The organism is Schlesneria paludicola DSM 18645 (genome assembly GCF_000255655.1).
Taxonomy (GTDB): Bacteria; Planctomycetota; Planctomycetia; order Planctomycetales; family Planctomycetaceae; genus Schlesneria; species Schlesneria paludicola.
Window position 1 is genome coordinate 1,054,291 of the sequence record NZ_JH636434.1, and the last position, 25,462, is coordinate 1,079,752.

The 25,462-nt window shown below is 54.7% G+C and carries 22 protein-coding genes; 14 read left to right on the forward strand and 8 right to left on the reverse strand.

Going from position 1 to position 25,462, the window contains the following annotated elements; all coding sequences use genetic code 11:
• The 6 genes from OSO_RS51315 to OSO_RS42225 form a co-directional block, all read left to right on the forward strand.
• Positions 1-823 (forward strand): polymorphic toxin-type HINT domain-containing protein (locus OSO_RS51315; RefSeq protein ID WP_010582415.1); only part of this gene is annotated, 823 nt, incomplete at its 5' end.
• A gap of 20 nt (positions 824-843) precedes the next feature.
• Entirely contained in the window at positions 844-1,203 is a 360-nt protein-coding gene (locus tag OSO_RS0105110; RefSeq protein WP_157605044.1) for a hypothetical protein, read from the forward strand.
• 426 nt (positions 1,204-1,629) lie between these two features.
• Positions 1,630-2,601 (forward strand): Hint domain-containing protein, encoded by a 972-nt coding sequence (locus OSO_RS0105120; protein ID WP_010582417.1) that lies wholly within the window; start codon positions 1,630-1,632, stop codon positions 2,599-2,601.
• A gap of 48 nt (positions 2,602-2,649) precedes the next feature.
• Complete coding sequence (locus OSO_RS0105125; RefSeq protein ID WP_010582418.1) at positions 2,650-3,132, forward strand: hypothetical protein; 483 nt, start codon at positions 2,650-2,652, stop codon at positions 3,130-3,132.
• Positions 3,133-3,346: 214 nt separating this feature from the next.
• Positions 3,347-3,652 (forward strand): hypothetical protein, encoded by a 306-nt coding sequence (locus OSO_RS50625; protein ID WP_010582419.1) that lies wholly within the window; start codon positions 3,347-3,349, stop codon positions 3,650-3,652.
• A gap of 32 nt (positions 3,653-3,684) precedes the next feature.
• Entirely contained in the window at positions 3,685-4,770 is a 1,086-nt protein-coding gene (locus OSO_RS42225; RefSeq protein WP_010582420.1) for a hydantoinase/oxoprolinase family protein, read from the forward strand.
• Between the two features lie 192 nt (positions 4,771-4,962).
• Here OSO_RS42225 and ahcY read toward each other — a convergent pair whose 3' ends face one another.
• Positions 4,963-6,351 carry an adenosylhomocysteinase gene (ahcY, locus tag OSO_RS0105145; RefSeq protein ID WP_010582421.1) on the reverse strand — a complete coding sequence of 463 codons (1,389 nt, stop codon included), beginning with the start codon at positions 6,349-6,351 and terminating at the stop codon, positions 4,963-4,965.
• Positions 6,352-6,712: 361 nt separating this feature from the next.
• Here ahcY and metF point away from each other — a divergent pair, with 361 nt between their 5' ends.
• Positions 6,713-7,603 (forward strand): methylenetetrahydrofolate reductase [NAD(P)H], encoded by an 891-nt coding sequence (gene metF, locus OSO_RS0105150; protein ID WP_029246668.1) that lies wholly within the window; start codon positions 6,713-6,715, stop codon positions 7,601-7,603.
• Positions 7,604-7,627: 24 nt separating this feature from the next.
• Here metF and OSO_RS42230 read toward each other — a convergent pair whose 3' ends face one another.
• Together OSO_RS42230 and OSO_RS0105160 are read right to left on the reverse strand one after the other, a co-directional pair.
• Positions 7,628-8,236 carry an NfeD family protein gene (locus OSO_RS42230; RefSeq protein WP_010582424.1) on the reverse strand — a complete coding sequence of 203 codons (609 nt, stop codon included), beginning with the start codon at positions 8,234-8,236 and terminating at the stop codon, positions 7,628-7,630.
• A 217-nt stretch (positions 8,237-8,453) separates the two neighbouring features.
• A complete protein-coding gene (locus OSO_RS0105160; RefSeq protein WP_010582425.1) occupies positions 8,454-9,890 on the reverse strand; it encodes a BamB-related PQQ repeat family beta-propellar protein in 1,437 nt (478 codons plus the stop codon).
• A gap of 384 nt (positions 9,891-10,274) precedes the next feature.
• Between OSO_RS0105160 and OSO_RS0105165 the strand changes: the two genes are divergently transcribed.
• The 6 genes from OSO_RS0105165 (at position 10,275) to dnaB (ending at position 14,867) form a co-directional block, all read left to right on the forward strand.
• On the forward strand, positions 10,275-10,934 hold the full coding sequence (locus tag OSO_RS0105165; protein ID WP_010582426.1) for a 50S ribosomal protein L25: 660 nt from the start codon (positions 10,275-10,277) through the stop codon (positions 10,932-10,934).
• A 75-nt stretch (positions 10,935-11,009) separates the two neighbouring features.
• Positions 11,010-11,612 (forward strand): aminoacyl-tRNA hydrolase, encoded by a 603-nt coding sequence (gene pth, locus OSO_RS0105170; RefSeq protein ID WP_010582427.1) that lies wholly within the window; start codon positions 11,010-11,012, stop codon positions 11,610-11,612.
• A gap of 99 nt (positions 11,613-11,711) precedes the next feature.
• Positions 11,712-12,134: a 30S ribosomal protein S6 gene (rpsF, locus tag OSO_RS0105175; protein WP_029246669.1), complete on the forward strand. Its 423-nt coding sequence runs from the start codon at positions 11,712-11,714 to the stop codon at positions 12,132-12,134.
• Positions 12,135-12,163: 29 nt separating this feature from the next.
• Complete coding sequence (ssb, locus tag OSO_RS0105180; RefSeq protein WP_010582429.1) at positions 12,164-12,673, forward strand: single-stranded DNA-binding protein; 510 nt, start codon at positions 12,164-12,166, stop codon at positions 12,671-12,673.
• Between the two features lie 170 nt (positions 12,674-12,843).
• Entirely contained in the window at positions 12,844-13,347 is a 504-nt protein-coding gene (gene rplI / locus OSO_RS0105185) for a 50S ribosomal protein L9 (RefSeq protein WP_010582430.1), read from the forward strand.
• Positions 13,348-13,502: 155 nt separating this feature from the next.
• Positions 13,503-14,867, forward strand: coding sequence for a replicative DNA helicase (gene dnaB / locus OSO_RS0105190; RefSeq protein ID WP_010582431.1), 1,365 nt, complete (start codon positions 13,503-13,505; stop codon positions 14,865-14,867).
• A 109-nt stretch (positions 14,868-14,976) separates the two neighbouring features.
• Here the strand turns inward: dnaB and OSO_RS0105195 are convergent, their stop codons facing one another.
• The 5 genes from OSO_RS0105195 to OSO_RS42240 all read right to left on the reverse strand — a co-directional run bounded on the left by OSO_RS0105195 (position 14,977) and on the right by OSO_RS42240 (position 23,153).
• The gene (locus OSO_RS0105195) at positions 14,977-16,305 is read right to left on the reverse strand and encodes an ABC transporter permease (RefSeq protein ID WP_010582432.1); all 1,329 of its coding nucleotides are present in this window, start codon (positions 16,303-16,305) and stop codon (positions 14,977-14,979) included.
• A gap of 189 nt (positions 16,306-16,494) precedes the next feature.
• Positions 16,495-17,274: a class I SAM-dependent methyltransferase gene (locus OSO_RS0105205; protein WP_010582433.1), complete on the reverse strand. Its 780-nt coding sequence runs from the start codon at positions 17,272-17,274 to the stop codon at positions 16,495-16,497.
• A 244-nt stretch (positions 17,275-17,518) separates the two neighbouring features.
• The gene (locus OSO_RS42235; protein ID WP_162130511.1) at positions 17,519-20,494 is read right to left on the reverse strand and encodes a PVC-type heme-binding CxxCH protein; all 2,976 of its coding nucleotides are present in this window, start codon (positions 20,492-20,494) and stop codon (positions 17,519-17,521) included.
• Between the two features lie 1,225 nt (positions 20,495-21,719).
• Positions 21,720-21,962: a hypothetical protein gene (locus OSO_RS0105230; RefSeq protein ID WP_010582437.1), complete on the reverse strand. Its 243-nt coding sequence runs from the start codon at positions 21,960-21,962 to the stop codon at positions 21,720-21,722.
• Between the two features lie 189 nt (positions 21,963-22,151).
• On the reverse strand, positions 22,152-23,153 hold the full coding sequence (locus OSO_RS42240; RefSeq protein WP_010582438.1) for a sigma-54 interaction domain-containing protein: 1,002 nt from the start codon (positions 23,151-23,153) through the stop codon (positions 22,152-22,154).
• 981 nt (positions 23,154-24,134) lie between these two features.
• On the opposite strand from OSO_RS42240, the gene OSO_RS0105245 reads away from it, so the two are divergent.
• Positions 24,135-25,007, forward strand: coding sequence for an EamA family transporter (locus tag OSO_RS0105245; RefSeq protein WP_010582439.1), 873 nt, complete (start codon positions 24,135-24,137; stop codon positions 25,005-25,007).
• Positions 25,008-25,462: the final 455 nt, after the last annotated feature.

Sequence of the window (25,462 nt, forward strand, 5' to 3'; positions counted from 1 at the left end):
GCGACCTCGAGACTGGGTTGCGTCGAGCCACCTGGAGATCGGTAGCATCTTCAAAGTCTTTTCAACCGAACTGGAGCTAAATGGAATTGCGGAAATCACGGCAATCAGCCCGTGCCCTCCACTCAGCACCGGTGATGGAGAAGTCGTGACGGGCCGTTTCGTGACCCGAAGAGCCGACGAGACGGTGCGGATGACGTTCGAAACAGGCGACACCCTGGAAGGCTCGAAGTCACACCCCATCTGGTCACCCACCATTCAAGACTGGGTTCCCATGGAAGAATGGGCCGCCGGAGACGCAGTCTTGGGCCGCGACGGCTGGATTACCGTCACGTCCATCGAGGTCCGAAACGAGTCCGTCCCACTTTACAATCTTGAGATACGAGGTGAGCATGTCTATGAAGTCACAGAAGCCGCGATCCTCGTCCACAATAGCAACAGTTACGGCATCGGCCGTTCTGTCCCGTTACCTGATCCAGACGGAGTACTTTTTAATCTTCAGAGGAAGTTCGAAAGATTGGTAGAAACAAAACTTCTCCCAGAACTCCGTGCAATTGATCCCAATTTGAAATGGGGCTATACAGGATCATTCAGGACCGGTAGGGTAGGAAATAGAGACAAACCAAGATGGAATCAGCGAATTGACCTCTCCGACTTTGACATTGACCTGTGGATCAAGAGTGACATTCTGCGTAAACTCTATGGTAAGAACCTTAGGGCTCATCCGAAATTCAGAAAAATCTTGGCTGACACTCCAGGATTTGAAGGCTTGAGGCCTAATAAACAAGGGTTTTCGATCTTGTATAAGCCATCGAATGCCAATTAATCCCAATGTTGAGCATTAAATTGAACAGTACTAATGTCTATGGTGCATTTGTCCGCGTTTGGATTAGGTACGACGGGACGCTGGAACAACTTGCCAACACTCTTGCATCGAAATTGCAGTTAAATTCTTTTGATGTCGAACCAAGCGCAGATTCTCCTCACGTGAAAGTGGGAATGACGGAAGCGTTTGGCTGGGAGGCATGGCTGGAAGAGGACGCGAAGTATCCCCCTTGTAACTTCATCCTTAAGATGGAAACTGAAGATACTTTTGCAGAAATCGCCCAAGGAAAGATGCATGACCTTTCTCCGTGGTTCGCTCGATTCTTGTCGAATAGCTTCGACATTGAAGCCTTTCTTGCGGAAGAAATCCTTCCAGAATAGGTTGCGTTGACAAAGCTCGAGTCAAGGGTGGACCCTGGGGACATCTATGAAGAAGAGATTGTCAAGCCGATGAGAAGCAGAAAATGTTTTCCAGGCCGGTGGTGTTGATTTTCCTCGCTGTCAGCATCGGTTGGAAGTCCCCTGTCCCATTCGCCTCCTGCGCGAACCGGTGGTTGACTTCCTGAGCCCGAGACGGAGGGAGGCCCCTCCTCACTGCAATTCTCGAGTTGAGGGCCGATCGGACGGACAGGTGTTCACACATCTATTCGGGATCGAACGGCTTGATTTCCGAGGAAACCGGGGATGCCTGTCCCATGAAAGCGTGGCATCTTCGAAGCGGCCACCGAAAATCACCACGATCTTCAGACGGCCGTCGGTCTCACGGAAACTCCAGCAACACATCTGATTCCGATCGAGACGGTCACTTTGGGGGATCGGATCCCAACGAAGAATCCCCGTTCCGAAGAATACGATTTTGAATGGCCGGAGCCTGACGAATCGAGTTGGGTCCGGTTGACGATGGAGTGGCGCAAGACGGATGGCGGAATCGTGGACGCCGAGTTGCTCCGGCCTCGAAACTGGGTTGCATCGAGCCACCTGGAAATCGGCAGCGTCTTCAAAGTCTTCTCGACCGAACTGGAGCTGAATGGAATTGCGGAAATCACGACAATCAGCCCGTGCCCTCCGCTCAGTACCGGCGACGGAGAAGTCGTGACAGGCCGTTTCGTCACCCGAAGGGCTGACGAAACGGTGCGGATCACGTTCGAAACGGGTGACACACTGGAAGGCTCAAAGTCGCACCCCATCTGGTCACCCGCCATTAAAGACTGGGTTCCCATGGAAGAATGGGCCGCCGGAGACGCGGTCTTGGGTCGCGAAGGCTGGATTACGGTCACGTCCGTCGAGGCCCGAAACGAATCTCTCCCACTTTACAATATTGAAGTACGGGGCGAACATGTCTATGAAGTCACCCAGGCGGGAATCCTCGTACACAACGCCATACCGTGCACCGTTGATCCCGGTATTCCTCACGACCTTCCGCCGAACTCATTGACGCCAAAGGAAGTCGCAGAGATCAAGGCAATTGCTAAGCAATACAATACAACAATAGATGTTGTCGGCAGCCGTGCCAAAGGAGAAGGTAGAAACATCTTCACAAATCTGCGAGTGGGCAAATTCAATCCCAATGGCCCCCCAAATCGAAGTGATATTGATTTTAGATTTGACGCAGCTCATCCCAGGGCTCAGGCATTGATGAAAGCACTTAGGGGAGTCGGCAACGGCGCGGGCACAATAAGACTTAAATATTCAAATAACCCAGCCACTCGAGGTGGGCGTCTTACACGACCACCGTACATTCGATTCACCCCAGATGGCGGCGTTCGTACATTTTCCTAACATGTATCCCTCTTGTTCTGCGGACTTCAAATAATGAATTGTGATCGAATGGAAATTGCGGAGCGTTTTTGGACCAATGGAAAACCCCTTCGCGCCGGTCGGATCATTTTCGAGAGAATTCCGTCCGAGCTGCGTCCCAACTGGGCAGCACGAATCTTCAAGCTGGTTTTGGATCACAGCCATCACCAACTGCCACTCTTCCATGACGTTTTGAGCATGGCGAACAATCAACATTTGTGGGGAAATGGCCACAACATATTCAGCGATGTCCGAACGATCACGATGAAAATGGATAAAATTCAATTAGAGCGAGGCTTCACTGACGACGAAGTTGAGTTCGCTTCAATTGTTGCGCTTGCAGAGCTTGTCTGTAAAGTGACCTACAATGCCACTCATCCACTAGACGAGTTTGATGAAGATTCTGGATGGTATATTGCGGTTTTGCTCAAGGGTATCGCGGTGCGAGTATGGGCTGATGAGAAGTTTTCAAGAGATGCATGGGATGCACTTTCGAAACCTGTCGAAGCATAGAGGAATGGAAAATGAGGACCATGGATGGGGGCATTCAAAGTACTCTGGTTTGAACGACCCAGTGAACTCGACGAACGCGGTGACATCGATTGAAACTATGAATTCACCGCGTGCAGCAGAACGGGGTTGCCGCGTTTGCAGGGTTTCTTCACAATCCCGGTACGATGCCCTGGCATCACATCACTCCGACCGAACGCCCTTCAAGGAGGAAGGCATGCGACCATTCGTTCAATTCGCTCTTGCAGCGATTCTTGTAAGTACTTCAGGCTGCAACGAATTCGTCACAACGAGCGAGCCTGTGACCGCGATTGATGTTGTTGGCGATCCCAATGACCCGGTACCGGATTCGATGGAACCCGCCGACATCCTGGGGTCTGCATTGCCGGCCCCTGATGATTCAGAAGCATTGACCGACAACAAGTCAGACGATTCGCCAACGGGCGAAAACGAAGATCAATTGTCAGCGTCAGATCGCGACGCGATTGCAAAACCGGTGAGCCTCAAGAAATTGTCCGATTGAGAAATGAGCGAAGGTAGAGGGCCTGCAACAACATGGCGATTCTTGGTCTCGACATTGGCGGAGCGAATATCAAAGCAGCCGATGGTTCCGGGCATGCAATCAGCCGTCCGTTTGCCATCTGGCAAGTCCCTGAGCGCTTGCCGGATGAGTTGACCCAAGTCTTCCAGAGCTTCCCTCACACCGATCGCATTGCCTTAACAATGACGGCGGAGCTTGCAGACTGTTTCGTAACCAAGTCAGAGGGCGTTCGATTCATTCTTGAGGCCGTCGAATCGAGTTTGAATCGACTCGATCTGGCCCGAAATACGGCTACCTCTGGGAATCCGACGGATGGGGCCGACCGAATTTTCGTCTGGACGACAGATGGTCATTTCGTAGGACCGCGGCTTGCACGTGACTATGTGCGCAAGGTGTCTGCCGCCAATTGGCATGCTTTGGCAACGTGGTGTGGCGACTTGATTCCAGCAGGGTCGGGGCTATTGGTCGACATCGGTACGACTACGACGGATATCATCCCACTCGTTGCAGGGAAACCCGTACCGGTCGGACTGACCGACATTGGGCGGTTGCAAAGCGGCGAATTGTCCTATTCCGGCGTCTGGCGAACCCCGCTCTGCTCCGTTGCTCATAGCGTCCCATTCCGCGAGGGATACTGCACGCTTGCGGCAGAACTCTTTGCGACCACCCTCGACATTCACTTGTTATTGGGGCTCATCCCCGAAGATGCCCATGACCTGGGAACCGCCGATGGACGACCTGCAACCAAGGCCGCGGCCTATGACCGTCTGGCACGAATGTTGTGTTGCGATCGTCATGAAATTTCGTACGACGAAGTGCTGCACATCGCGAAATTCTTGGCAGACGTTCAGCGGCATCGACTTTCGGGGGCACTTGAACGCGTCGCACTTCGATTGCCCTCGAAATGTGAAAATGTGATTGTCGCAGGCTCGGGAAACTTTCTCGCATTTCAGATGGTCTACGAAAATCGTCATACCTCGAGTGCACGAATCGTCTCGCTCGCTGAACAGACGTCGCCAGAAATCGCCTCGGCGGCCTGTGCGCATGCCGTCGCGCAGCTTGCAACACGACCTGAAATGGTGGCCCCCGCGTCGACTTGATCACCCTGCGATTAAGATGAGGATGAAGACGCTGGTGGGGCGCCCCATCGTTGAATCAGGCGCACTCGATTCTCGATCGCTCGTGGCTTATCCACGAAAAGACGTTCTCCAAAGAACGACGCCCGACTCATTGAGCCGGGCGTCATTTTCGAATCCGATCACGTCGCCCAGTCGGCGAACGATCGCGTGCGATTAGTAGCGATAGTGCTCGGGCTTGAACGGGCCATTGACCGACATTCCGAGGTAGTCGGCCTGCTTCGTCGTCAGCTTCGAAAGCTTGACGCCGATCTTGTCGAGGTGCAAACGAGCCACTTCTTCGTCCAGTTCCTTCGGCAGGCGATGGACGCCAACCGTGTACTTGCTGGTTTCCGTCCAAAGGGCAATCTGAGCCAGCGTTTGGTTGGTGAAGCTGTTCGACATGACGAACGAGGGATGGCCGGTTGCGCATCCCAGATTCACCAGGCGACCTTGTGCCAACAGAATAACGCTGCGTCCGGTGTCCTTGAATGTATAGCGGTCAACGGCACCAACTTCATTTGGCTTGACGTTCACCTTCGTCGCTTTGCCAATCTTGACTTGCTCTTCCAGCCAGGCAACGTCGATTTCGATGTCAAAGTGGCCGATGTTACAGATGATCGCGTCGTTCGGCATCTTTTCGACATGCTCACCGCGAATAATGTCGCAGCAACCGGTCGTCGTGACGAAGATATTTCCTTGTGCGGCGGCATCTTCCATCGTCGTGACTTCGAAACCTTCCATTGCGGCCTGCAGTGCGCAAATCGGATCGATTTCGGTGACGATGACACGAGCACCGTATCGTTGCATGGAGATGGCGCAGCCCTTACCCACGTCGCCATAACCAGCAACGACGCAGACCTTGCCGGCGAGCATCACATCGGTCGCGCGCTTGATTCCGTCGGCCAGAGATTCGCGGCAACCATATAGGTTGTCGAACTTGCTCTTGGTGACCGAATCATTGACATTGATCGCGGGAATCTTGAGCTCACCACGTTCGTGCATTTGGACCAGTCGGTGAACCCCGGTTGTGGTTTCTTCGCTCAGACCTTTGATGCCCTTGAGCAGTTCCGGGAACTTTTGGTGCACCATGATCGTCAAGTCGCCACCGTCGTCGAGAATCATGTTCAACGGTTGGCCATCTGGGAAGTACAGAGTCTGCTCGATGCACCAGTCGAACTCTTCGTTGGTCATCCCCTTCCAGGCGTAGACGGGAACTCCAGTGGCGGCGATGGCGGCAGCGGCGTGATCTTGGGTCGAGAAAATATTGCAACTGCTCCAGGTCACGTCGGCACCCAAAGCGGTCAGGGTCTCAATCAGTACGGCGGTCTGAATCGTCATGTGCAGACAGCCGGCGATGCGAGCGCCTTTTAATGGCTTTGTGGTTCCGTACTTCTCGCGAAGTGCCATCAGACCTGGCATTTCGTTTTCAGCAATTTCGATTTCTTTTCGTCCGAAGGCGGCCAAACCAATATCTTTGACCTTGTAGGGAAGGCGGCTTGCCGACGCGCTTGTGGACTTCGTGGTTTCAGAGGTTTTGGACTTCAACGCTTCAGCGGTTGACATGCCGATATTCCTTTTGAACTGACGCAATACATGTCGAGCGACAACGAACACGCTCGACGTAACTAAGGTGAACGCGCCACTTTCCGGAATCTCTTTGACGATTCTTCGCGGCGAGCAGCAATGCCCTCAGACCAATATCAACAACAATCGGTCGCTCTATGATAGTAATTGCGTCCACACTTGTCTGCCAATGAGTGAATTCACAACGGATTCGACTTCACTGATCCGAAGCCTGTCCCCACCAACCGAACATTCCGATTGAATCTCGGTAAATCCGGCTTCGAGAATACTGGCGGAGGCCTCGTCGATTGAATAACCTCCTGCTCGAAATGCCGAAATGTTCTACGTGGAAAGTTTGAGCATGTCCACCAACGCGACACGCATCCGTGATCTCTACTCCAGTGGTCGGTTTGGTCTCTCGATCGAGATTTTTCCGCCAAAAACCGCTGAGGGTGACGAACTGCTTCGTCAAACACTGCGGGATCTGGTCCCGTACCGTCCCTCGTTCGTTTCGTGCACGTATGGTGCAGGTGGGTCGACCAGCAAGCGAACCGTGGAATGGTGCCGCGAAATTCAGGAACAGCATTCGTTAACCGCCACAGCGCACTTCACCTGTGTGGGAAGCACACGCGAGCAACTTCTGGAGTGGCTGCAGTTTGCCTGGGATGAAGGCCTGCGAAATATCATGGCTCTTCGCGGTGATGCCCCCGCAGGGCAGGCGAAGTTCGAAGCCGTCCAGGGCGGCCTCCAATATGCGAATGAGCTGGTGTCACTCATTCGCGAGCATTTTCCCGAGATGGGAATTGGCGTTGCGGGATACCCCGAAAAGCATCCCGAAGCAAAAAATCTGGAAGTCGATTTTGAGAATCTGGTTCGCAAGGTGCGGGCCGGTGCCGACGCCATTTTTACGCAGCTGTTTTTCGACAACTCCAGCTTTTACCGATTCCGAGACCGTTTAACCGAATTGGGCATCGAGATTCCGGTTATCCCCGGGATCATGCCGATTACCGAATTCGACCGGATACAACGGATTACGGCGATGTGTGGTGCCGCAATTCCTCCCGGCCTGGCCTCAAGGTTGGAGTCGGTCAAGAGCGACAAGCGGGCGCAGTACGAGATCGGAGTCGATTTTGCGATCAAGCAATGCCGCGAACTGATGAGTCACGGTGTCAGCGGTATTCACTTCTATGTCTTGAACAAGAGCCAGGCAGGACGGGAGATCCTGAATGGCCTGGATCTTGCCACCGCCTGAACCGCCTGATGACGATTTGCGCGTTCATGTCGTCGGTGGAAACTCAAAATCCAGCGAAGAACCTCGTTCTACGGCCGTTTCGTCAAATTCGGTGTCGAGAGAATCTACTGCGGAATCCGTTCGAGCGGGTGGCGTTCCCGGCCTTACGACAACACTGGCTCCGCGGATGGCCACAATCTGAACCCATGCGCCGGGTTCGACGGAGAGCCCTTCGGACAACGCGTGCAGGCGCTGCCCGTCTAGCTTTACGAGTCCGCCCGGATTCAACGTGGTAATTGTGGTGCCGAACTGACCGATCAGCTTTTCCAGCCGCGATGACTCTTTCGCGTAGGGCGTCAGGTCCTGTGGTTCCGGTGCTTCAAGCAGCACCTTCTTGCCAAACTTCGTGCGCGGGAGCAGGTAAAACCCGAACGAAATCACCGTCGGAACCAGAAGAAGCAGCAGGATGCAAAACACACCGAAGACGTTTGGATGAGAGACTCCCCACGCTCGATACGCGAAAACCAGCGATACGAGCAGGCTGATGAACGTAATGACGCCTAGAAGCCCCCCAGACGGCACGAAGATCTCGGCAACCAGAATGGCCAGCCCGACGAAAAGCAGCAGGATGGCGAAAATTGCGTTCGAGTCCATAGATCAGCCGGGCCTCGGAAAAAGAGCAGTCGCATTCACGATTTAACCCGTCGCATCCGAAGAGCGAAGCTTGGATGCCTCGGGCGGTCTCAGTCGTTCGGTGTCGCTGAATTCGCTTCACGCAGGAGGGGGCGAATTGGGAACGGCATCTCCACCCGCTGATCAAGTGTAGCTATCGGAAGATTCAGGGCAACTCTTTCACGCTGCCGGATCGAGGTCAATGACGTACACCAAAGCAATACAAATGCGTTCCCGTCCTCAAATAGATCCGGCCATCAACGAGTGCGGGGGTCGCATAAATATCCTCTTTGAAGTCGGCTGTATGCAACACTTGTAAGTCGGCTTGGGCTGACACGACTGTAACACGCCCTTGTTCGTCGGCGAGATAGATCTTGGAGTCTCCCGCGACGGGCGACGCATAGTAATTGCCGCTGGCCTCGAGCCTGAGCGGCTTCATCGGCTTGCCCGTCTCGGCGTTGAGGCACTGCAAAATCCCACCGTCTTTGACGCTGAAGACCGTGTTGTTCACAAACAGTGGCGATGCACAGAAGGGAACGAGTTTCGGGTGTCGCCAGCGGACATGTGTCAGAGTCGCTTCTCCGACAGCACCGGGGCGAATACTGAGTAGCAAGTTTCGTCCCTGATCAAACAATCCGCGAAACAGTTCATACTCCGCTCGCGTCAAATGCCCGTTCTTGTTGCGGTCAGCCTGGGAAAACCGCTGATAGACAGGTCCTTCTTTAAGTTCGGATTCCTCGAGCTCGCCATTCTTGTCAGCGTCTTTCAGCGCCAAAACGTCATCAAATGGCTCAATTCGAATCGGCTCAGCCTCATCGCCACCCGCCGCCCATCCCGCCAAATATAGGTTTCCATCAGGGCCGACGGTCGGTGAACTGACCACGGTTCGCGAGATGCCGCGCACCGTCCAAGCTTCCTGGCCGGTCTCCAAATCATATCCAACAACGCGCAGGGTCGCGGCAACAACAACCTGCAATTGGCCGTCATTGTTCCACAGGATCGGCGTGCATGAATTCCGCAAGAACTCGGATCGATCCGTCTTCCAAAGAATGTCGCCGCTGCGTTTGTCCAGGCACATCAGGAACGAGTCTAAATCATGATCCTGACAGAGAATCAATCGATTGCCCACGAGAATCGGTGAACTCGCGGCGCCAAAATCGTTGAGAAACGGCCCCATGGGCCGGCTCCAAAGCAACTTACCGCTGTGATCGTGCGCGTAGAGGCCGCTGGAGCCAAAAAAGCTGATCACGCATTCCTGATCTGCACAGGGAGTGCTTTGAGCGTGGCTGCCAATTCGATGGATCGTTTCAAGTCGTTCATAGCTGGCCTCTGATTCCCACTGAATCGTTCCCGTTTCACGATCCAGAGATATCGTGAGCAGTTTCTTATCGCGAACAGCCGTCAGAAAGATGCGATCACCGACGACAATGGGTGAAGAATGACCGGGAGGCAAGGAGGTCTTCCAGAGTTGGTTCTGCCCCGGACCCACTTCCGTTGGCAGTGATTGATTCGACGGATCAACGGCCGAACCGTGCGGTCCGCGAAATTGTGGCCAATCCGCTGCTGGCGCTAAAGACACGAGCGCGCCCAGCCAAACAATGCTCACGGCCAGCATCAACCCAATCAGTCGGCTCATTCCGGTATCCAAAAATCAGGGCGTACAAAATCTATATGAATTGGTTTATCTTATCGAAGTCCAACTCAAATCAGACTTCGTTTGAGTACGATTAACAAGTGTGTCCTCGAATTCGGGTACCTGCGGACAAACTTACAATTTTCAGTGACTCACGAGCCCTGTTTGGACAAAACCAGACGGAATTGAGGATTTTGGTGGCCAGTTTCGACTGTAAATTCAGAATTCTGTTAATACTTTGAGCGAAATCTGTTCCGCCGAGGCGTTGCAGGTCACTTATTGCTTCGCTACACTCTTCGGTCCTCGCGCCAGCCGCCGTCGTGGACGAAGTTCCGGTGTGACACGGGTGACGAGCCGTAAGTCGTTATCTTGAAAGTACATGTTGCCATGTCGAAGGAAGCAAAACTGGTCGTCAAGCTGCGTGCAGAAAATGGATCTGCCGCGTGTCGACGTCTGCGCTGGAGTGGTCAGGTTCCAGGCAATATCTACGGACACAACGCTCCGCCGACCGCTGTCGTGATTGCCGCGGACGCTTTGATGCCCGTCCTGCAGTCCGGTGCGAAGGTCGTGGATGTCGAGCTTGACGGAAAGGTCGACAAGGCCGTTGTTCGCGAAATCCAGTGGGATACGTTCGGTCGAATGATCCAGCACTTCGACCTGCTACGTGTTGATCCGAACGAACGCGTGAACATCGTCGTACCGTTGGAACTCAAGGGCACTGCCCCGGGTGTTCTGTTGGGTGGTGTGCTGGAACAGACAATGCACTCGATCACGATCGACTGCTTGGCCTATCAAATTCCCGACACGATTCAAGTTCGAATCGGCAGCCTGGAACTCGGCAAGGCGATTCACGTTTCCGACCTGGTGTTGCCAGAAGGTTCGCACGCACACGCGGCCGCCGACGCCATTGTCGTGCACGTCGTTCAAGCGAAGGTTCAGGAAGAAGTCGCCTCCGCCTCGCCCGTCGAACCCGAAGTTGTTGGCAAGAAGCCGGGTGCTGACGCCGCCGATGCGAAAGATGACAAGAAGGATGCAAAGAAGAAGTAATGGCCTCGTCAGTGCGAGATTGAGATCTGTACTTTCTCGCATTGATTTTGTCGCGGAAGGGCTCAGGACGCAGCCATGAAATTGGTCGTGGGACTGGGGAATCCGGGAGCGACATACGAGGGAACGCGGCATAACGTCGGTTTCGACGTGTTGTCAGAGTTGGCGCTGCGTTGGCATGCGAGTCGGCCAAAAGTCCGATTCGAGGCCAACTTAAGCGAGGTGAATTACAACGGCGAGAAAGTTTTACTCGCGGCGCCGCAGACATTTATGAATATCAGCGGTCGCTCGGTTCAGCAAATCGTCAAGTTTTTTCAGATCTCGCTCGGCGATGTGATGGTGGTATGTGATGACCTGAATCTGAAAGTTGGCCAACTGCGCCTTCGGGGCTCAGGATCGGCTGGCGGTCAGAAAGGTCTGTTGAGTATTCTACAAGTCTGTGGTTCCGATGCGGTTCCCAGGCTGCGGATTGGCATCGGTCGGCCGCCCGACAGCGTCGATGCCGCGAACTTTGTCTTGTCGAAGTTTCGGAAGGATGAGCATCCGAAAATCGATCAGGCGATTCGAGGTGCGGCGTCGGGGATAGAGTTGTGGATCAAGGATGGGATTTCGGCGGCGATGAATGTCGTGAATGTTGCTCTTCCTGAGGGGGGCGACGAAGCGCCGGGAAAAAGTCCGTAAGCGAATACAAATCGTCATAGAGCGGGGGTAGACTTCCGCTCACAGGCCAGTTATCACAGCAAAAAGCAGTAATCGACTGAGGAACTTGGGGAGAGCATTTTGACCGAATACATGTACGAGGGAATGTTTCTGATCGACAGCAATCGCTACGCGTCCGATCCCGATGGAACGCAGCAAGCCGTTCTGGGGATGCTGGAACGCGTCGGGGCCAGCGTTGTCGCCTCGCGACCATGGCAGGAAGGCAAGCTGTGCTACCCCATCGAAGGTCACCGCAAGGGGTTGTACTACCTTGCCTGCTTCAAGATGGACGGCAGCAGCATGAACGAGTTGACTCGTCTCAGCAAGCTGAACGAAGTCGTCTTGCGTCAGTTGGTTCTGCGACATCCGAAAGTCATCTTCGACGCCATGGTGGATGCCCTGACATCACACGACGGCGCGATTCACAGTCCAGAGCAGAAGGCCGATCGAGAAGCACGCGGCGAGCGAGCTCCGGGTGAAGAAGTCGTCGAAGAGACGCGATAGTTATCGAGCATGACTCGAGGAGTCGAAGCATGGCAAGCTTCAATAAAGTCATTCTAGTTGGCAATTTGACGCGTGACCCCCAAGTGAAATACACGACGGGGGGCACAGCCGTCACCGAACTCGGTTTGGCTGTCAATCGCCGCTGGCAAGACAAGCAGTCCAACCAATGGAAAGACGAAACGACATTCGTTGACGTCACACTTTGGGGCCGTACTGCGGAAATTGCTGGAGAATACTTGGCGAAGGGCCGGTCAGTCCTGATCGAAGGACGTCTGCAACTTGATACGTGGGATGACCGCGAGTCAGGGCAGAAGCGCAGCAAGCTGAGAGTGGTCGGCGAAAACATGACGATGCTCGGCGGAAAAGGTGATGGTCCGTCGGGTGGTGGGGGTGGAGGTGCTGCTGGGGGCGGTCGCCCGATGAGCTCCAATGCTCCTCGAGGTGGTTCGTCTGGTGGAGATTCATTCCCGTCCGACTCGCATAGTGATTCCTCCGGGTTTGATGACAGCTCAGGCGGCAGTGACGATGTACCTTTCTAGCCCTGTTTGTAGTGCGCGGTCACCGCGCGGTGCGTGTTTGACAAGGTCCAGATAGGGTGTTTGAAGGTAAGTCGAAACAGTATTTTTCTCCAAGCCGATCACCGGGATCGCCCTTGGATACGATAAATCCAGTCAATAACCAGTCAGTTGGCGCAACGGAATTCAATCAAATGGCTCGTAGTTCACATACCGCTTCTGGACGTCCCCGAGTTTCGCGACAGGTCGAGTTGTTGCTTGCTGCAGACGTCGAACACCTTGGCAATACCGGCGACATCGTTCGCGTGAAGCCTGGATATGCCCGGAATTACTTGATGCCAAACGGGCTGGCGACCGTTGCCACCGAACTGAACAAGCGAATGGTCAAGCGACATCAAGAGAACCTGGTCGCACTGCAAAAGCAGAAGATGGCCGAGCTTCAAAAGCGGTCGGATGCGATCAGCAAGTACAGCGTGACGCTCGAAGCAAACGCGAACGAAGAAGGTCACCTCTACGGTTCGATCCTCGGCCCCGATATCAGCAAGGCCCTCAAGTCCGCAGGCTACATGGTTGACGCCGACCACGTCAAACTCGATGGCCCAATCAAGGAATTGGGGATGTACACTGTGAGGATTCAACTTCACTCGGACGTCAAAACGGAAATCAAGGTTTGGGTCGTTCCCGCTGCCAAAAAGTAAAAGTTTGGCGGTTTGAACCAATGTCGGCATGAACGACGCGCCCGGTCTGGGCGCGTCGTTTGTCTTTGATGCTTAGCAAATCAGCGTGGACAATCCCGGCCTGTGGGTATGATGGGATCGTTCAATCGCACGTCTTTACGGCAGGGAATTTATTCATGGCGGAATCGTTCTCTCCTTCCTCAATGCGACTTCCTCCTCAGAATCTGGCCGCAGAACAAAGCGTGCTTGGATGTATGCTGCTTGAGAACACGGCGCTTGACGACGTTGCGGATGTGTTGCATGCCGATCAGTTCTACAGCGACATTCACCAACTGTTGTATTCCACAATTGTTCGAATGCGTGAAGACGGCAAGCCCGTCGATATCGTGACGCTTGCGGATGAACTGAGCGAGCGAAACCAACTGTCAGAAGTCGGTGGCGTGGCGTATCTGAGCGAAATTCTCGAAGCGGTTCCGCACTCCGCTCACGTCAAGTTCTATGCCGAGATCGTCCGCGACAAGTGGATTCAACGTCGCCTGACGATCGTTTGCACGGACGTACTTCGCGATTGTTATGACGGCAGCGACGATACAGCGGAAATGCTGAAGCGCGCCGAGCAGGGCATCTTCGGAATCTTTGAAAGCCAGGAGACGAGCTCCAAGATCAGCATGGATGACATCATGCATGAGACGCTCGATCGAATTAACACTCGTCTGGGGCGTGAAGGAAATATCAGCGGCCTGTCGACCGGCTTCAACGATTTGGACAAGCAGACGAACGGTTTTCAGCCTGCAGAATTGGTGATCGTGGCCGCGCGTCCTTCGATGGGTAAAACGGCGTTCGTGTGTAACATTGCCGAGTGGGTGGCCGGGGCCGGTGAGACCGCAACGATCATCTTCAGTCTGGAACAATCCAAGCTGGAACTTGCCGAACGTTTTTTGTGTATTCGGGCAAAGCTGGACGGCCATCGACTGCGCAAGGGATTGCTTGAGCCGGATGAACGGCACGCGCTGCTCGAGGCATCGTCGGAACTCAGCCGACTGCAATTGTTCATCGATGACAGTCCCGGCCGAACCGTCGCACAGATTAGCGCCATCTGCCGACGTTTGAAACGACGCAACAATTTGGGCTTGGTCATCATCGACTATTTGCAATTGATCGAACCGGAAGATAAGCGAATCAACCGCGAACAACAGATCGCCCAGATCACACGACGACTGAAGGGAATCGCGAAGGAAAACGGACTGCCGCTGATTGCACTTTCGCAGCTCAACCGAGGTGTGGAATTGCGTGAAGACAAGCGGCCAAAGCTGGCTGACTTGCGCGAGAGTGGTGCCATCGAACAGGACGCTGACATCATCATGTTTCTCCATCGCCCCGACGCCTACAACCCTGAAGATCGCCCCGGATTGGCTGAAATCGTCGTTGCCAAACATCGTTCCGGACCGACGGGTATTGTCAATTTGCAATGGAAACGTGAGTCGATGCGGTTTGACAACTATGAAGGTGGCTTCGATCACGCTGCGGCGGATCAGTTCTGAGTACCTCACGTCTCGCGATGGATCGTCCCATCGATCCATCGCCCTTGCGGCCCGTTCACATCCGCCCCCGATTGAGTTCACAAACAACTCAGGGCAGAGTGGTGTGTCACTAGCCTCGGCGAATCGCTTCCATGGGTGACATTTTCAGAGCCCAAATCGCAGGGTAGACCCCTCCAAGCATCCCCAAAAGGGTGCTGAAAATCAGGCTGAACAGGAGCAGGCCGGAACTGGCAACCAGATGCAACTTGGTGGGGAAAATGGCATTCACGATCTGAACGGCTACCCAGCCAACTCCACATCCGAGAATGCCGCCGCCCAATCCGAGCAGCGCACTCTCCCACGTGATCAGCCGCATCACGTCCCAGGCGGACCATCCGTTCGCCTTTAATACGCCGAACTCGATCAGCCGTTCCGCGACGCTCATCAGCATGGTATTGAGAATGCTCAGCAACGCGATGATCACGCCGATACCGGTCATGAGATAGAGAAACACATCCAGATCGGAACTGAGTTCTGCGATCTTATCGCCCCAGTCCTGGGCGGATCGAACTTCGATTGCCTCTTCGATCTGTGGTTCTGACGCTCCCCCTGCGGACGACTGCGGGAGAGGTGATGAGTCCGTTGTACTGGCGGATGAGGGCTTGGGTTCCGTGGTCAAAAGCTTGGCAGCGGAGTTCAGCATTTGAAGCGCCGCCATCTCGGGGAAGGCCTTGGCGGTGTTGTTCCGCCAGTCATCCGCACGTCGTCCACGGAAGTGCTTCCGAATTTCTTCCATCAGTTCCGATTTGGGAATCGTGTCATCGGGTTCGACATAGACGGACGATATGAGGCCATCGTCGAACTTGCTGATCCGCCGTACTCCCGCGGCATCCAGCACGATGGCCACATCGAGCAGCAGAGACCCACAGTGATAAATTCCGACAATCGTCAGGTCGAATCCATCAATTCGAAGTCGGTCTCCCACTTGCTTATGGAACGCCTGGGCAATCGTCCGGCTGACAACGCAGTTCATGGTGCCGACATCGTCAACCGACAAAAATCGGCCGGAAATGATGTCGTCCCGATAGACGGCCTGCTTGAGATTCACGGTCCGTTCGATATCGGTCCCGAAAAGGAATCGCGGTGGACTGAAGGTTGGCTTTCCTTCGACCAGTTGGGCTCGAGCCCACACTTCTGGACGGGCGGTTCGGACTCCAGGCAGGCGAGCAATCTCGTCCGACCAACTCATCGGCATGCGAGAAAATAGCGGGATTGGGGCTCCGGGTTGCATCGCGGCCAGCCCGGGGATGCGTCCAAATGTACTTCCGACCGTGTCATCAATGCCCGTGGCGATCGAAAACAATCCAACCATGCCGGCAATGGCCACGGTCAATCCAAGGAGCGCCAGGATCGACCGAACGGGGCGGCTCATCAGGTTTCGAAACGCGAACCGAAGCATCGCAGCGCACTCTTTCCACAACGGATGTTCGTCATTCTGGACCGATCAATGCTCAGACGATGTCGCGGCCGAGCCCTCGATCCAGAATACTTTAGGGGTCCTTGTTGATCGGAATTGTGTGAAAATTCGAGCGGCGCTGTTCGACGTGGATTCGGTGTTCGTTTGTCTTGAGGAACATCCCGCACCGGATCAGACGCGCTGGAGAACAAAAATGATGTCTTCAGTTTCGTCCGTCACATCGATCGGTGAATCGACGTCATAACGGAAATCGTACATCTCCAGCAGCCGCAAGCGGGGTTCCGTCTCCAGCAGTCGGAACATCTGTTCGCGTTTGTAAGTTCGGAACATCGTTTCATCGGTGATTCGAAACTGCTTCGTCGGAGTATAGACGTCGTACGTGACGCCGATTCGTTCCTGTCGCTTTTTCAAGTCTGTGTCGATCGTCCAGAGATTGGAAATGACCGACAGATTGCCTCGGGTCGACGACCACGTTTCATGCGTGCATTGCGCCGGAGATTTCGGTGTGAGATGCAGTCCCAAAAAGTACAGTCCCCCTTGATTGAGTGCATCGGCAACACAGCGGAAATGCGCTTCCGCCGTTTTTTCGCTGGGCAGATGACGGAATGTGTTGATCATATTGTAGGCCGCGTCCACCTTCTTTTTCAGGTGGAAATCTGCCATGTCACCGACAAATGTCGACTGCGGCAACCCGGCCCGCTTCAGTCGAGCGTTGCAGTATTCGATCGCCTTCTCATTGAGATCGTTGCCCGAGATTTCGTACCCCGCCTTGGCGAACTGAATGACCAATCGACCGGTCCCACACGCGGGTTCGAACAGCCGTCGTACAGGACGACGCGAATATTTCTCAAAGCAGGCCTTCAGAAATTTAAATTCTGCCGCCCAATCCGAACCGAAAATCAGATCGTAGTACTTGGGGTAGTCGTAAAGATGGCCTGCGATCGTTTCCATAACGTTTGCTTCGACTCGAATCGTGCGACGTGTTGAGATTGATTCGCGATGTGACAATCGGATCGCGATGCGTGAGGGAGCGGAGTGTAACGAAACGCAAGGAACGAATTAAGGGAATGGCCAGGGCGATTGAGGAATTGGTTTCAATCACCCTGGCCAAAGCCGTCCCGAAACAGCTATGTGAGGACTTCTACCCGTTGACCCGCAAAGTCCCCACACGCGACTCATCCAACGGCATCGCAAATCAAGGAAATGGGACCTGGTCCGGGCTTCCCAAGTATTTGACCAGATCGCGGACATCCTGAATCGACAGCCGGTTCAATAGCCCCTCCGGCATCATCGAGACAGGTTGCTGTTGCCGTGTTTCGATATCCTGAGTCGCGACAACAACACGGTCGGTGGCAGTTTGGAGTGTCACCGTGCTGGTGTTTTCCGCCTTGACGATTCCGTTGACCACGCGTCCATCCTTCAATTCCACAATCGTCACGCGATAGGCATGTCCCACGAGTGCACTCGGGTCCATGACGTTGATCAAGACATAATCCAGATCGGTGCGCTGAGCCCCCGTCAAATCGGGGCCGACCTGACGTCCTTCGCCGAACAGTGTGTGGCAGGATGCACAATTCTTCTGGAAGATCGCTCGGCCGCGGCTCGGATGCGCCGATTCGGCTTTGCCTTCGAGAATCAGTTGTTTCATCGCCGCAATCTGAGCCGCGCGCTCGGCCGACGATGGCGTCGCACCAAACAGCTTTTTGACAAGTGCGTTCAGCTTCGGCTCTTTGAACCGCTGCAATTGGCGAATGTCGAACTCGGACAAGTCATTCTTGTTGAGTTTTTCGGCTTCGACCGCGGTCACCAGCGACAGAGCCGTTTTCTCACGAGCGGCCAGAGTACTGATTGCATCCAGCTTTTCCACATCCGTCAGCGACGCGTAAAGCTGCAGGAGTTTGTCTCCCACTTGGGGTCGATCGAATCCGGCCAGTCCGCGAATGGCCGTTGCACGCAATGCTGGTTCGTTCAAACAGTCCAGCAACAGGTCCGCCACTTCCGGTCGTCGTGTCGTCACCAGATCTGCGAGGGCTCGTTCACGTTCTTGGGTGTCGAGCTTGCTGTTCTTGGCGATCTCTTTGACCGCGGCGAAGGCCTCATCACTCCCTTGAACCAATGAGATCCTCTGGCTGAGTTCGCGGATCGTGGCGTCTCCGTTCATCATCAGACGTGTTGCGACCGATTTCCAACCCGCGTCAGGCATCACGTCGCGTCGACCTTCGACGCCCGCGTGCAATCCGGTCAGAACATCGCGCACCGTGGGCACATCGTCGTGACGCTCTTCAAGCCATCGTAACAACGGCGCGAAGCGAGGCGTCTTGCCTGTGGCAAGATGTCGTGCGATGAATTGCCGCAGTTTGGGCAGCTTCGTTTCGAGCGCCAGGGAAAGTACGTCCATGTCATCTGCGGCAATCAGTGGTTCGATCCCGTACCAGAGCATCAACGTATGATTGTTGTCGGCAGCATCTTCAAGATGGCTGACCAGAGCTCGTGCAATCGGGGCTCGATCTGCAAGCGAAAGCCGCTGCAATCCTGAAGCGAGCTGAAGTCGAACATAGGACGATGGATCAGATCCCGCCAGTTTGACGAGTTGATTGAGCGTCGCCGAGGTGGGAGTCGTCTCGAGTTGCAGACGCACCATCCAGCCGCGCACAGTGTCGTCTTTCGGCCAGGCCGCTTCCGGCGTCTTGGGCAGAACCAATGGCAACTTTCCGATCGCATGCAGCGTCCAAAGGAGTTGCAGGGCGGCAGGGGTGTTGCCGCTGGCGGCGTCGTTCTGTTTTGAGAACTGAGCGGCCAGAGTCTGGTCGACACCGCTTCCGAGTTTTCCCTTCACGGCACGTTCCTGCAAGATCCGACGTGCGATGCCGGCAATCACTTGATCGTTGCCGGTCAGTCTATGAATCAAATCGGCGTCGCTGAACTTGGCATAGTCAACGCTTTTTTGTGGTGTGGTTCCGTACTTCACTTTGTAGATTCGACCATTGCTGCGATGCGTCGTGGCATCGTCGTAATTGTGGCATTCGCCCGTGTCCGACCAGTCGGTGAAATAGACGGCTCCGTCCGGCCCCTGCTTCACGCAGATGCCACGAAACCACGAGTCACCCGACAAGGCAAAGTCAGGCATGTGCTTGGCAACATAGCCTGAGCCGCTGCGTTCCAACTTGTCACAATTCAAGCGCTGGCCATGAATATTCAGCGTCATCAGCGTGTTGCGGTACTTCGCAGGAAATTGGTCACCCAGATAAACCATCGCGCCCGAGTGCGCATGTCCGCCACCGGCTTCGCCATGTTTACCGGTCGCATCACGTGACCCTTCCCAGGTTCCACCCGCCCAGTGAATGTGATCGGCGCAGGTCTGCATCAGTTCAAACGTATGCGAATTGAAGTCTTGACCAAACATTCGCTTGAAACGAGCACCGGGGACGACGTGAAAGGCATGTTCGATGACGCAGTTCGTCAGGAACGCTTCGCCCCTTTCGTCGAAGGCCACTCCCCACGGATTCGTAGTTCCATGGGCAACGACTTCGAACTCGTGCTTGACCGGATGATATCGCCAAATCCCGCAGTTCATCGGCACGCGCTGCGCATCAGGCGTTCCCGGCTTTCCGATTCTTGAGTTTGACAGGATTCCGTTGCAGCCATACAGCCAGCCATCCGGTCCCCAGATCAGACTGTTTGCGACATTGTGCCGAGCGTTGACGTCGAATCCGTCCAGCAGCACCTGTGCGGGACCATCGGGTACGTCATCGCCATTCGCATCTGGAATGAACAGGAGATTGGGAATCGACGTGACGAAGATTCCGCCGAAGCCATACTCCACCGAACTGAAATTCACACCCTTGTCGAGAAACACTTTTCGCGAATCGAATTTCCCGTCGCCGTCGGTGTCTTCCAGAATCAGAATGCGATCAGGTCCCTCGGTTGCGCCGACAGGCTGCCACTTCGGATACGAGCGACATTCGACCACCCACATGCGGCCTCGATCATCGAATGTGATCGACATGGGTTGCACGACGTCAGGTTCACCGGCAAACAACGACGCTTTGAAACCTTGTGGCACACGAATACTGTCGGCGGCTTCTTGCGGGGGAAGTGGTGCATCTGCGGAATGTGCGACACCGTGGGTGAACAGCAATCCAGCAATGAAGTATGAAACGCATCGAGACATCAATTGCATCTTTCCTTGAATGTTCATGAATCTTTTCGCTCGAGCAACCTTGATCCGAAGCGGACTGCGGAAACGGAGGCAGTCGGTGTTCCCATGGGGCATGACACATCGGCAGCCGAACATCCGTTCTGCGTGCCACATCGTAGCCGTGTCCGACCAAAAAAATGAGCATGACGCCCCAGTCTCGTCAGTTTTTATCGAGGATCTTGGGCTTACGTGGTGGATCCCGGATTCGACTCAATGTGGCTCGACACGAGACCCAATTGGCCGAACCACTTGCCTGATCCCCACTCTCGATGAACCGACACGCGAGCCAGCAGAATCGCCGGGGCAGACGATGCGAATCCGTCCGCGGATCAAAATCCGCATACATCTTCCCAATTTACCAGAGGTCGAGCGGCCACAAAAAAATTGCTCACCTTGATCATGATGAGCAATCTGTTCTCGAAGCCCTTATTTAGCTGAAGGTTAAGTGTTTTCAACCACGGAGCAACATGTTGAACACCTTGAACATGTTGATCATCTTCCCCTCTCGGTGCCAGCCGAACCAGGGAACTGCGCTTCCTATCAACGTGAATAGGAGCTGTTCGCGAAGCATGTTCCCCAAGGACGATCGACGTCATTTTCATGTTGTGCGTGATGAGACCTACCATTCGAACGCTCCGCAATCATTCAATGCCCGAAGTGAGGGGGACAGGCACACTTTCCCGGTTCAATTGGAATTCACAGTGCATCGACTAGGGCAAGCCTTTCCTTTACCGCGGGAAATGAGCCAGTCCCCGGCCTGTGATCGATTACGAACACTCGTTTAGCCGGTATCGTCCTCGCCGTTTTCAATTCAACGAAGGGATCGCCCTGGTTCAAGAAGTCGCCCGCGAGCCCCCCCTCCTTTGAATACTTCCCTATCATAAGAGCTGGGCCAGCCACGTCAGCACCAATATGATTCAATCTTCCAATCGTTTGGAAGATGCATTGTCGAGATAACCGTTCACAGCCCAAAGAGGGGGAGACAGGCACATTTTCCCGGCTCGACTGGAATCCACAGTCCATCGACTAGGATAGTCCATCCCTTTACCGCAGGAAAATAAGCCAGCCTCCGGCCTGTGAACGGTTGCGTTGTCGAGATGCCCCCATTGTCGCAATGCCGCATTTGGTCGATACGGGACAGGATCGCGTCAACGAGGGACGAGGGGTGATCCTGTTGCGTGTCACGTAGACCCTTTCGTTACGTCAACAGCTCGGACGAGGTGACGTCGGATGTCGCGGCCGACTGAATTAACCAGGCATCAAAACCACAAGCGCGGCACAAGGCTTTTAGAATGCCAGCTCGTCGATCGATGTGGCTGACGTGAATCACACGGCCATCGCCGCTATCGAGTTGAATGTGCCATTCGCCGTTGCTGAATTGCGAAGTGATCTCGCCGCCGACGATCTCAGTTCCAATCGCGATTTGTGCATGCTCTACCATTTATCCTCCACGGTAACATTGCGTTGACGAGATGGCTGTTCGACCGGTGAAGGATGCCATTGATGGGATGCAACTGATCGATGGCGAGTGGTGATGGTTCAAATGAACATCCATAACTCGATACGTCAGACAATGTGCAGCCACTTCACTTCGCGAACAGCGCCAGGGCCAGGGGGCGGCCGAATCCAATTACGAGAGGCGATGTTTTTTGAGCCAGCGGTAGAGGGTCGCCTTACTGATCCCTAGTCGCTGTGCGGCGGCCGACACATTGCCGCCCGTCTGTTGTAAAATCGAATGGACCAGATGGTACGTCCACCGGTCGATCTCTTTGATTCCTTCATCCGTGGCCGAGGACTCAGTAGTCCTGGTCCCGATCTGGGATACGAGTTTTGGGGACAAGTCCTGAATTCCAATCAGATCGTGCTCCGCGAGCACGACGAGACTTTCGATCGCCGACTTGAGCTGCCGGACGTTGCCGGGCCATTCTGCGGCACGAAACCGTTCGCGTACCGCATCGGTGATCACACAGTGCCGTCCATACCTGCTGTTGAAGTCGTGCAGGAACAGATTGATCAAAGGATCGATGTCGCAGGTACGGTCTCGTAACGCCGGAATCTCGATCTGGATCACGTTCAAGCGATAGAACAAGTCCTCGCGAAATCGCTTGTTTTGAATGGCCCGTCCCAGATCACCATTCGTGGCGGCGACGACTCGGACATCGGAGGTTGTTACGGTGTGAGCCCCAACCGGCTGTATTTCACCGCTCTGTAAGAACCGGAGCAGCTTGGCTTGCAGGCACAAATCCGCCTCGGCAATTTCATCCAGAAATAAGGTTCCTCCGTTGGCGCTGCGACAATACCCGAGCGAGGCATGGGACGCCCCGGTGAATGCCCCTTTCTGGTGACCGAACAGGATCGTCTCGGCCAGTTCCGTCGGGACCGCAGCCAGGTTCAATCGAATAAACGGCATGTGTGATCGGTCGCTCTGTTCGTGAATCGCCTGTGCGACAAGTTCCTTACCTGTTCCACTTTCACCAATGACGAACGTCGTTGCATCGGTCCGAGCCGCGCGCGTCACGACGCGGGCGACGGATCGAAGACCCGGCAATGCAAGTAGCAGTTCGAATGCGACCAGTTTCCGTGGCGAAGCGTCGGTGGAGGTCCTGTCGCAGAATGAAGCGGTAGCGTCCATGAGTTTTTCTTACGTTCGCTGAAAACTTTTCGGCCCCACTTTGGTCTATTACGTTGTCTAGCACATGAATTGAGCTGTTCCAGTCATTTTTGCGGAAAATCGCAGACACATTCAGCACATCGTTTGGTGCCATCAAAGCCACGATGCGAGCAACTCATTTGATACATGGAACTTCGGAGACATCGTCGGCATTGAATAACAGAATCTTCGTCGGTTTCATGGAGTAGGGAGACACGGAAAAACGACCTCAGCATTTGGCGTCATGACCCTGATGCCATCTAGGGAAAAACGCCTAGGAATTACCCTTCTGTACGTTTGCCACGATAGTTGCTTGTGTCTCTGGTGGTGGCTAAAAAAACACCACCTCCGCACCTTCGCGCGCCTCGGATTAACGCGCACTGTGAGGGCGATCCATCTGCCCAATTCCCCACGTTCCCGCATCCCTCGTTACCAAGCTCCCGCTTGGTAACGCTTCATGTGCTCACGTTTCACGTCGGCCAGGAAAATGGTCTGGGCCCGTCGCACACACTTCCGATGAAAGTCAACGCTCCCAAGCGAGAGCAGCGAGAGCTTGGCACTCGCCGTCCGCCGTGAATGAGTTTTGGGTTGGGCTTTCGGCACCATTGAAGAGAGGGACGCGGCGAGCCGAGAAGCGTTAACTCTCGGCTCATTCGCTTTGAAATGACAGACACGGATCAATTTCCAACGCCCGGAGATCCGAAAGCGCTTCGCTGCTCGCCTGAATTCATGACAGGACAATCAATTCGGGATCTTCAGGCCGGAAACGAAAAAATCGTTCACGGCGTTGCAGCGAAGGACAACCGAAATCAATCCCGTCGAGGGGATGTCGTACGGTCGCCCGGCCCGTGTTGCTGCGGACCGCCACCGTCTGTTTCTTCGGGGAAATTCCGCGTACCATCCCAAAACCATCTGCGTCCCCAAGCTCTCGACCCCGTCTTTATGATCAATTCCACACCCCACATGACTCGCACCATCTGGTTTCCAGTCGCCCTGCTGATGTCGGCCATGATTTCGCTTCAAGCGGGTGCCGCCATTGCCAAACAACTCCTACCGTCGCTGGGAGCAGCGGGCACTGCCACGCTCAGGCTCTGCTTCGCGAGCCTCATTCTCTGCCTCGTTTGCCGTCCGTGGCGAGAACGATTATCCAGACGTTCGCTCACCGTGATCGGCTTATACGGTCTAACCCTGGGAAGCATGAACCTCTTCTTCTGTTCGGCCCTTCTCTCTCTCCCGCTTGGCATCGCAGTCGCCCTTGAATTCATGGGACCGTTGGCCGTGGCCGTCTGTTCATCGCGCCGAAAGCTCGATTTCCTCTGGATCACGTTGGCCATTGCAGGGGTGATCATCCTGCTTCCCAAGGCCGATACCGGTACCGCGTTACCGTGGCAGGGGATTTTGTATGCCTTGTGTGCCGCGGCATGCTGGGCGTTGTACATTGTGATCGGTCAGAAAGCCGGAGCCACAGCGGGTAGCGGCACTGTCGCGTCAATCGGCATGCTGGCCGCGGCTCTGGCCATTACACCACTCGGCGTCATGACGACCGGATCCACATTGATGAACACGCAGTACTGGCCGACCGCGCTGGCGGTTGCGGTCCTCTCGAGCGCGGTTCCCTATTCCCTGGAAATGATCGCGCTCAAAGCCATGCCTGTGCGAACATTCGGAATCTTGATGAGCATGGAGCCCGCCGTCGCGTCTCTGTCAGGAATGATTCTTCTCCACGAATATTTAAACGGCACTCAATGGTTGGCTGTGACCTGCGTCATGCTCGCCTCATTCGGTGCCGTCGCATTTTCCAACCCCAGCAAGGCGATTCCTGAGGCCGGAGTGTGACGCCGCTCCGTGCCCGTGCACCGTTCAAAGAGAAGGTGGACAGGCACATTTCCCGGTTCATTAAAAATTCCCAGAATACACCGACGAGACCAACCCCTTCCTTTGCCGCGAGAAATTGAGCCAATCCCCGGCCTGTACATGGATGATCATGCTGTCTGGATCGATGGTGATTGCCGACGACAATCTCGATGGGTCAACTACGATTGGGAAGATTGAACTGCTGGGCGGAATCATCGTCAAAGTTGATCTGGGAAGAGCATTGGGCGCGGTGCATTATTGTAGCCCGTACGATCTCAGTCCTGCCCACTTGCACAACGCGGTGGAGGGAACACGCCCCAGGGTGCGATCACTTTGATCGATCCCCGAGAACCGGCGATCGGAACAACTTGTCCTGCAAGGGCGAAGGAGCGGTCCAAATCGGGCAATCGATCGCGTCCTGCTGGCCTTGCAAGGCG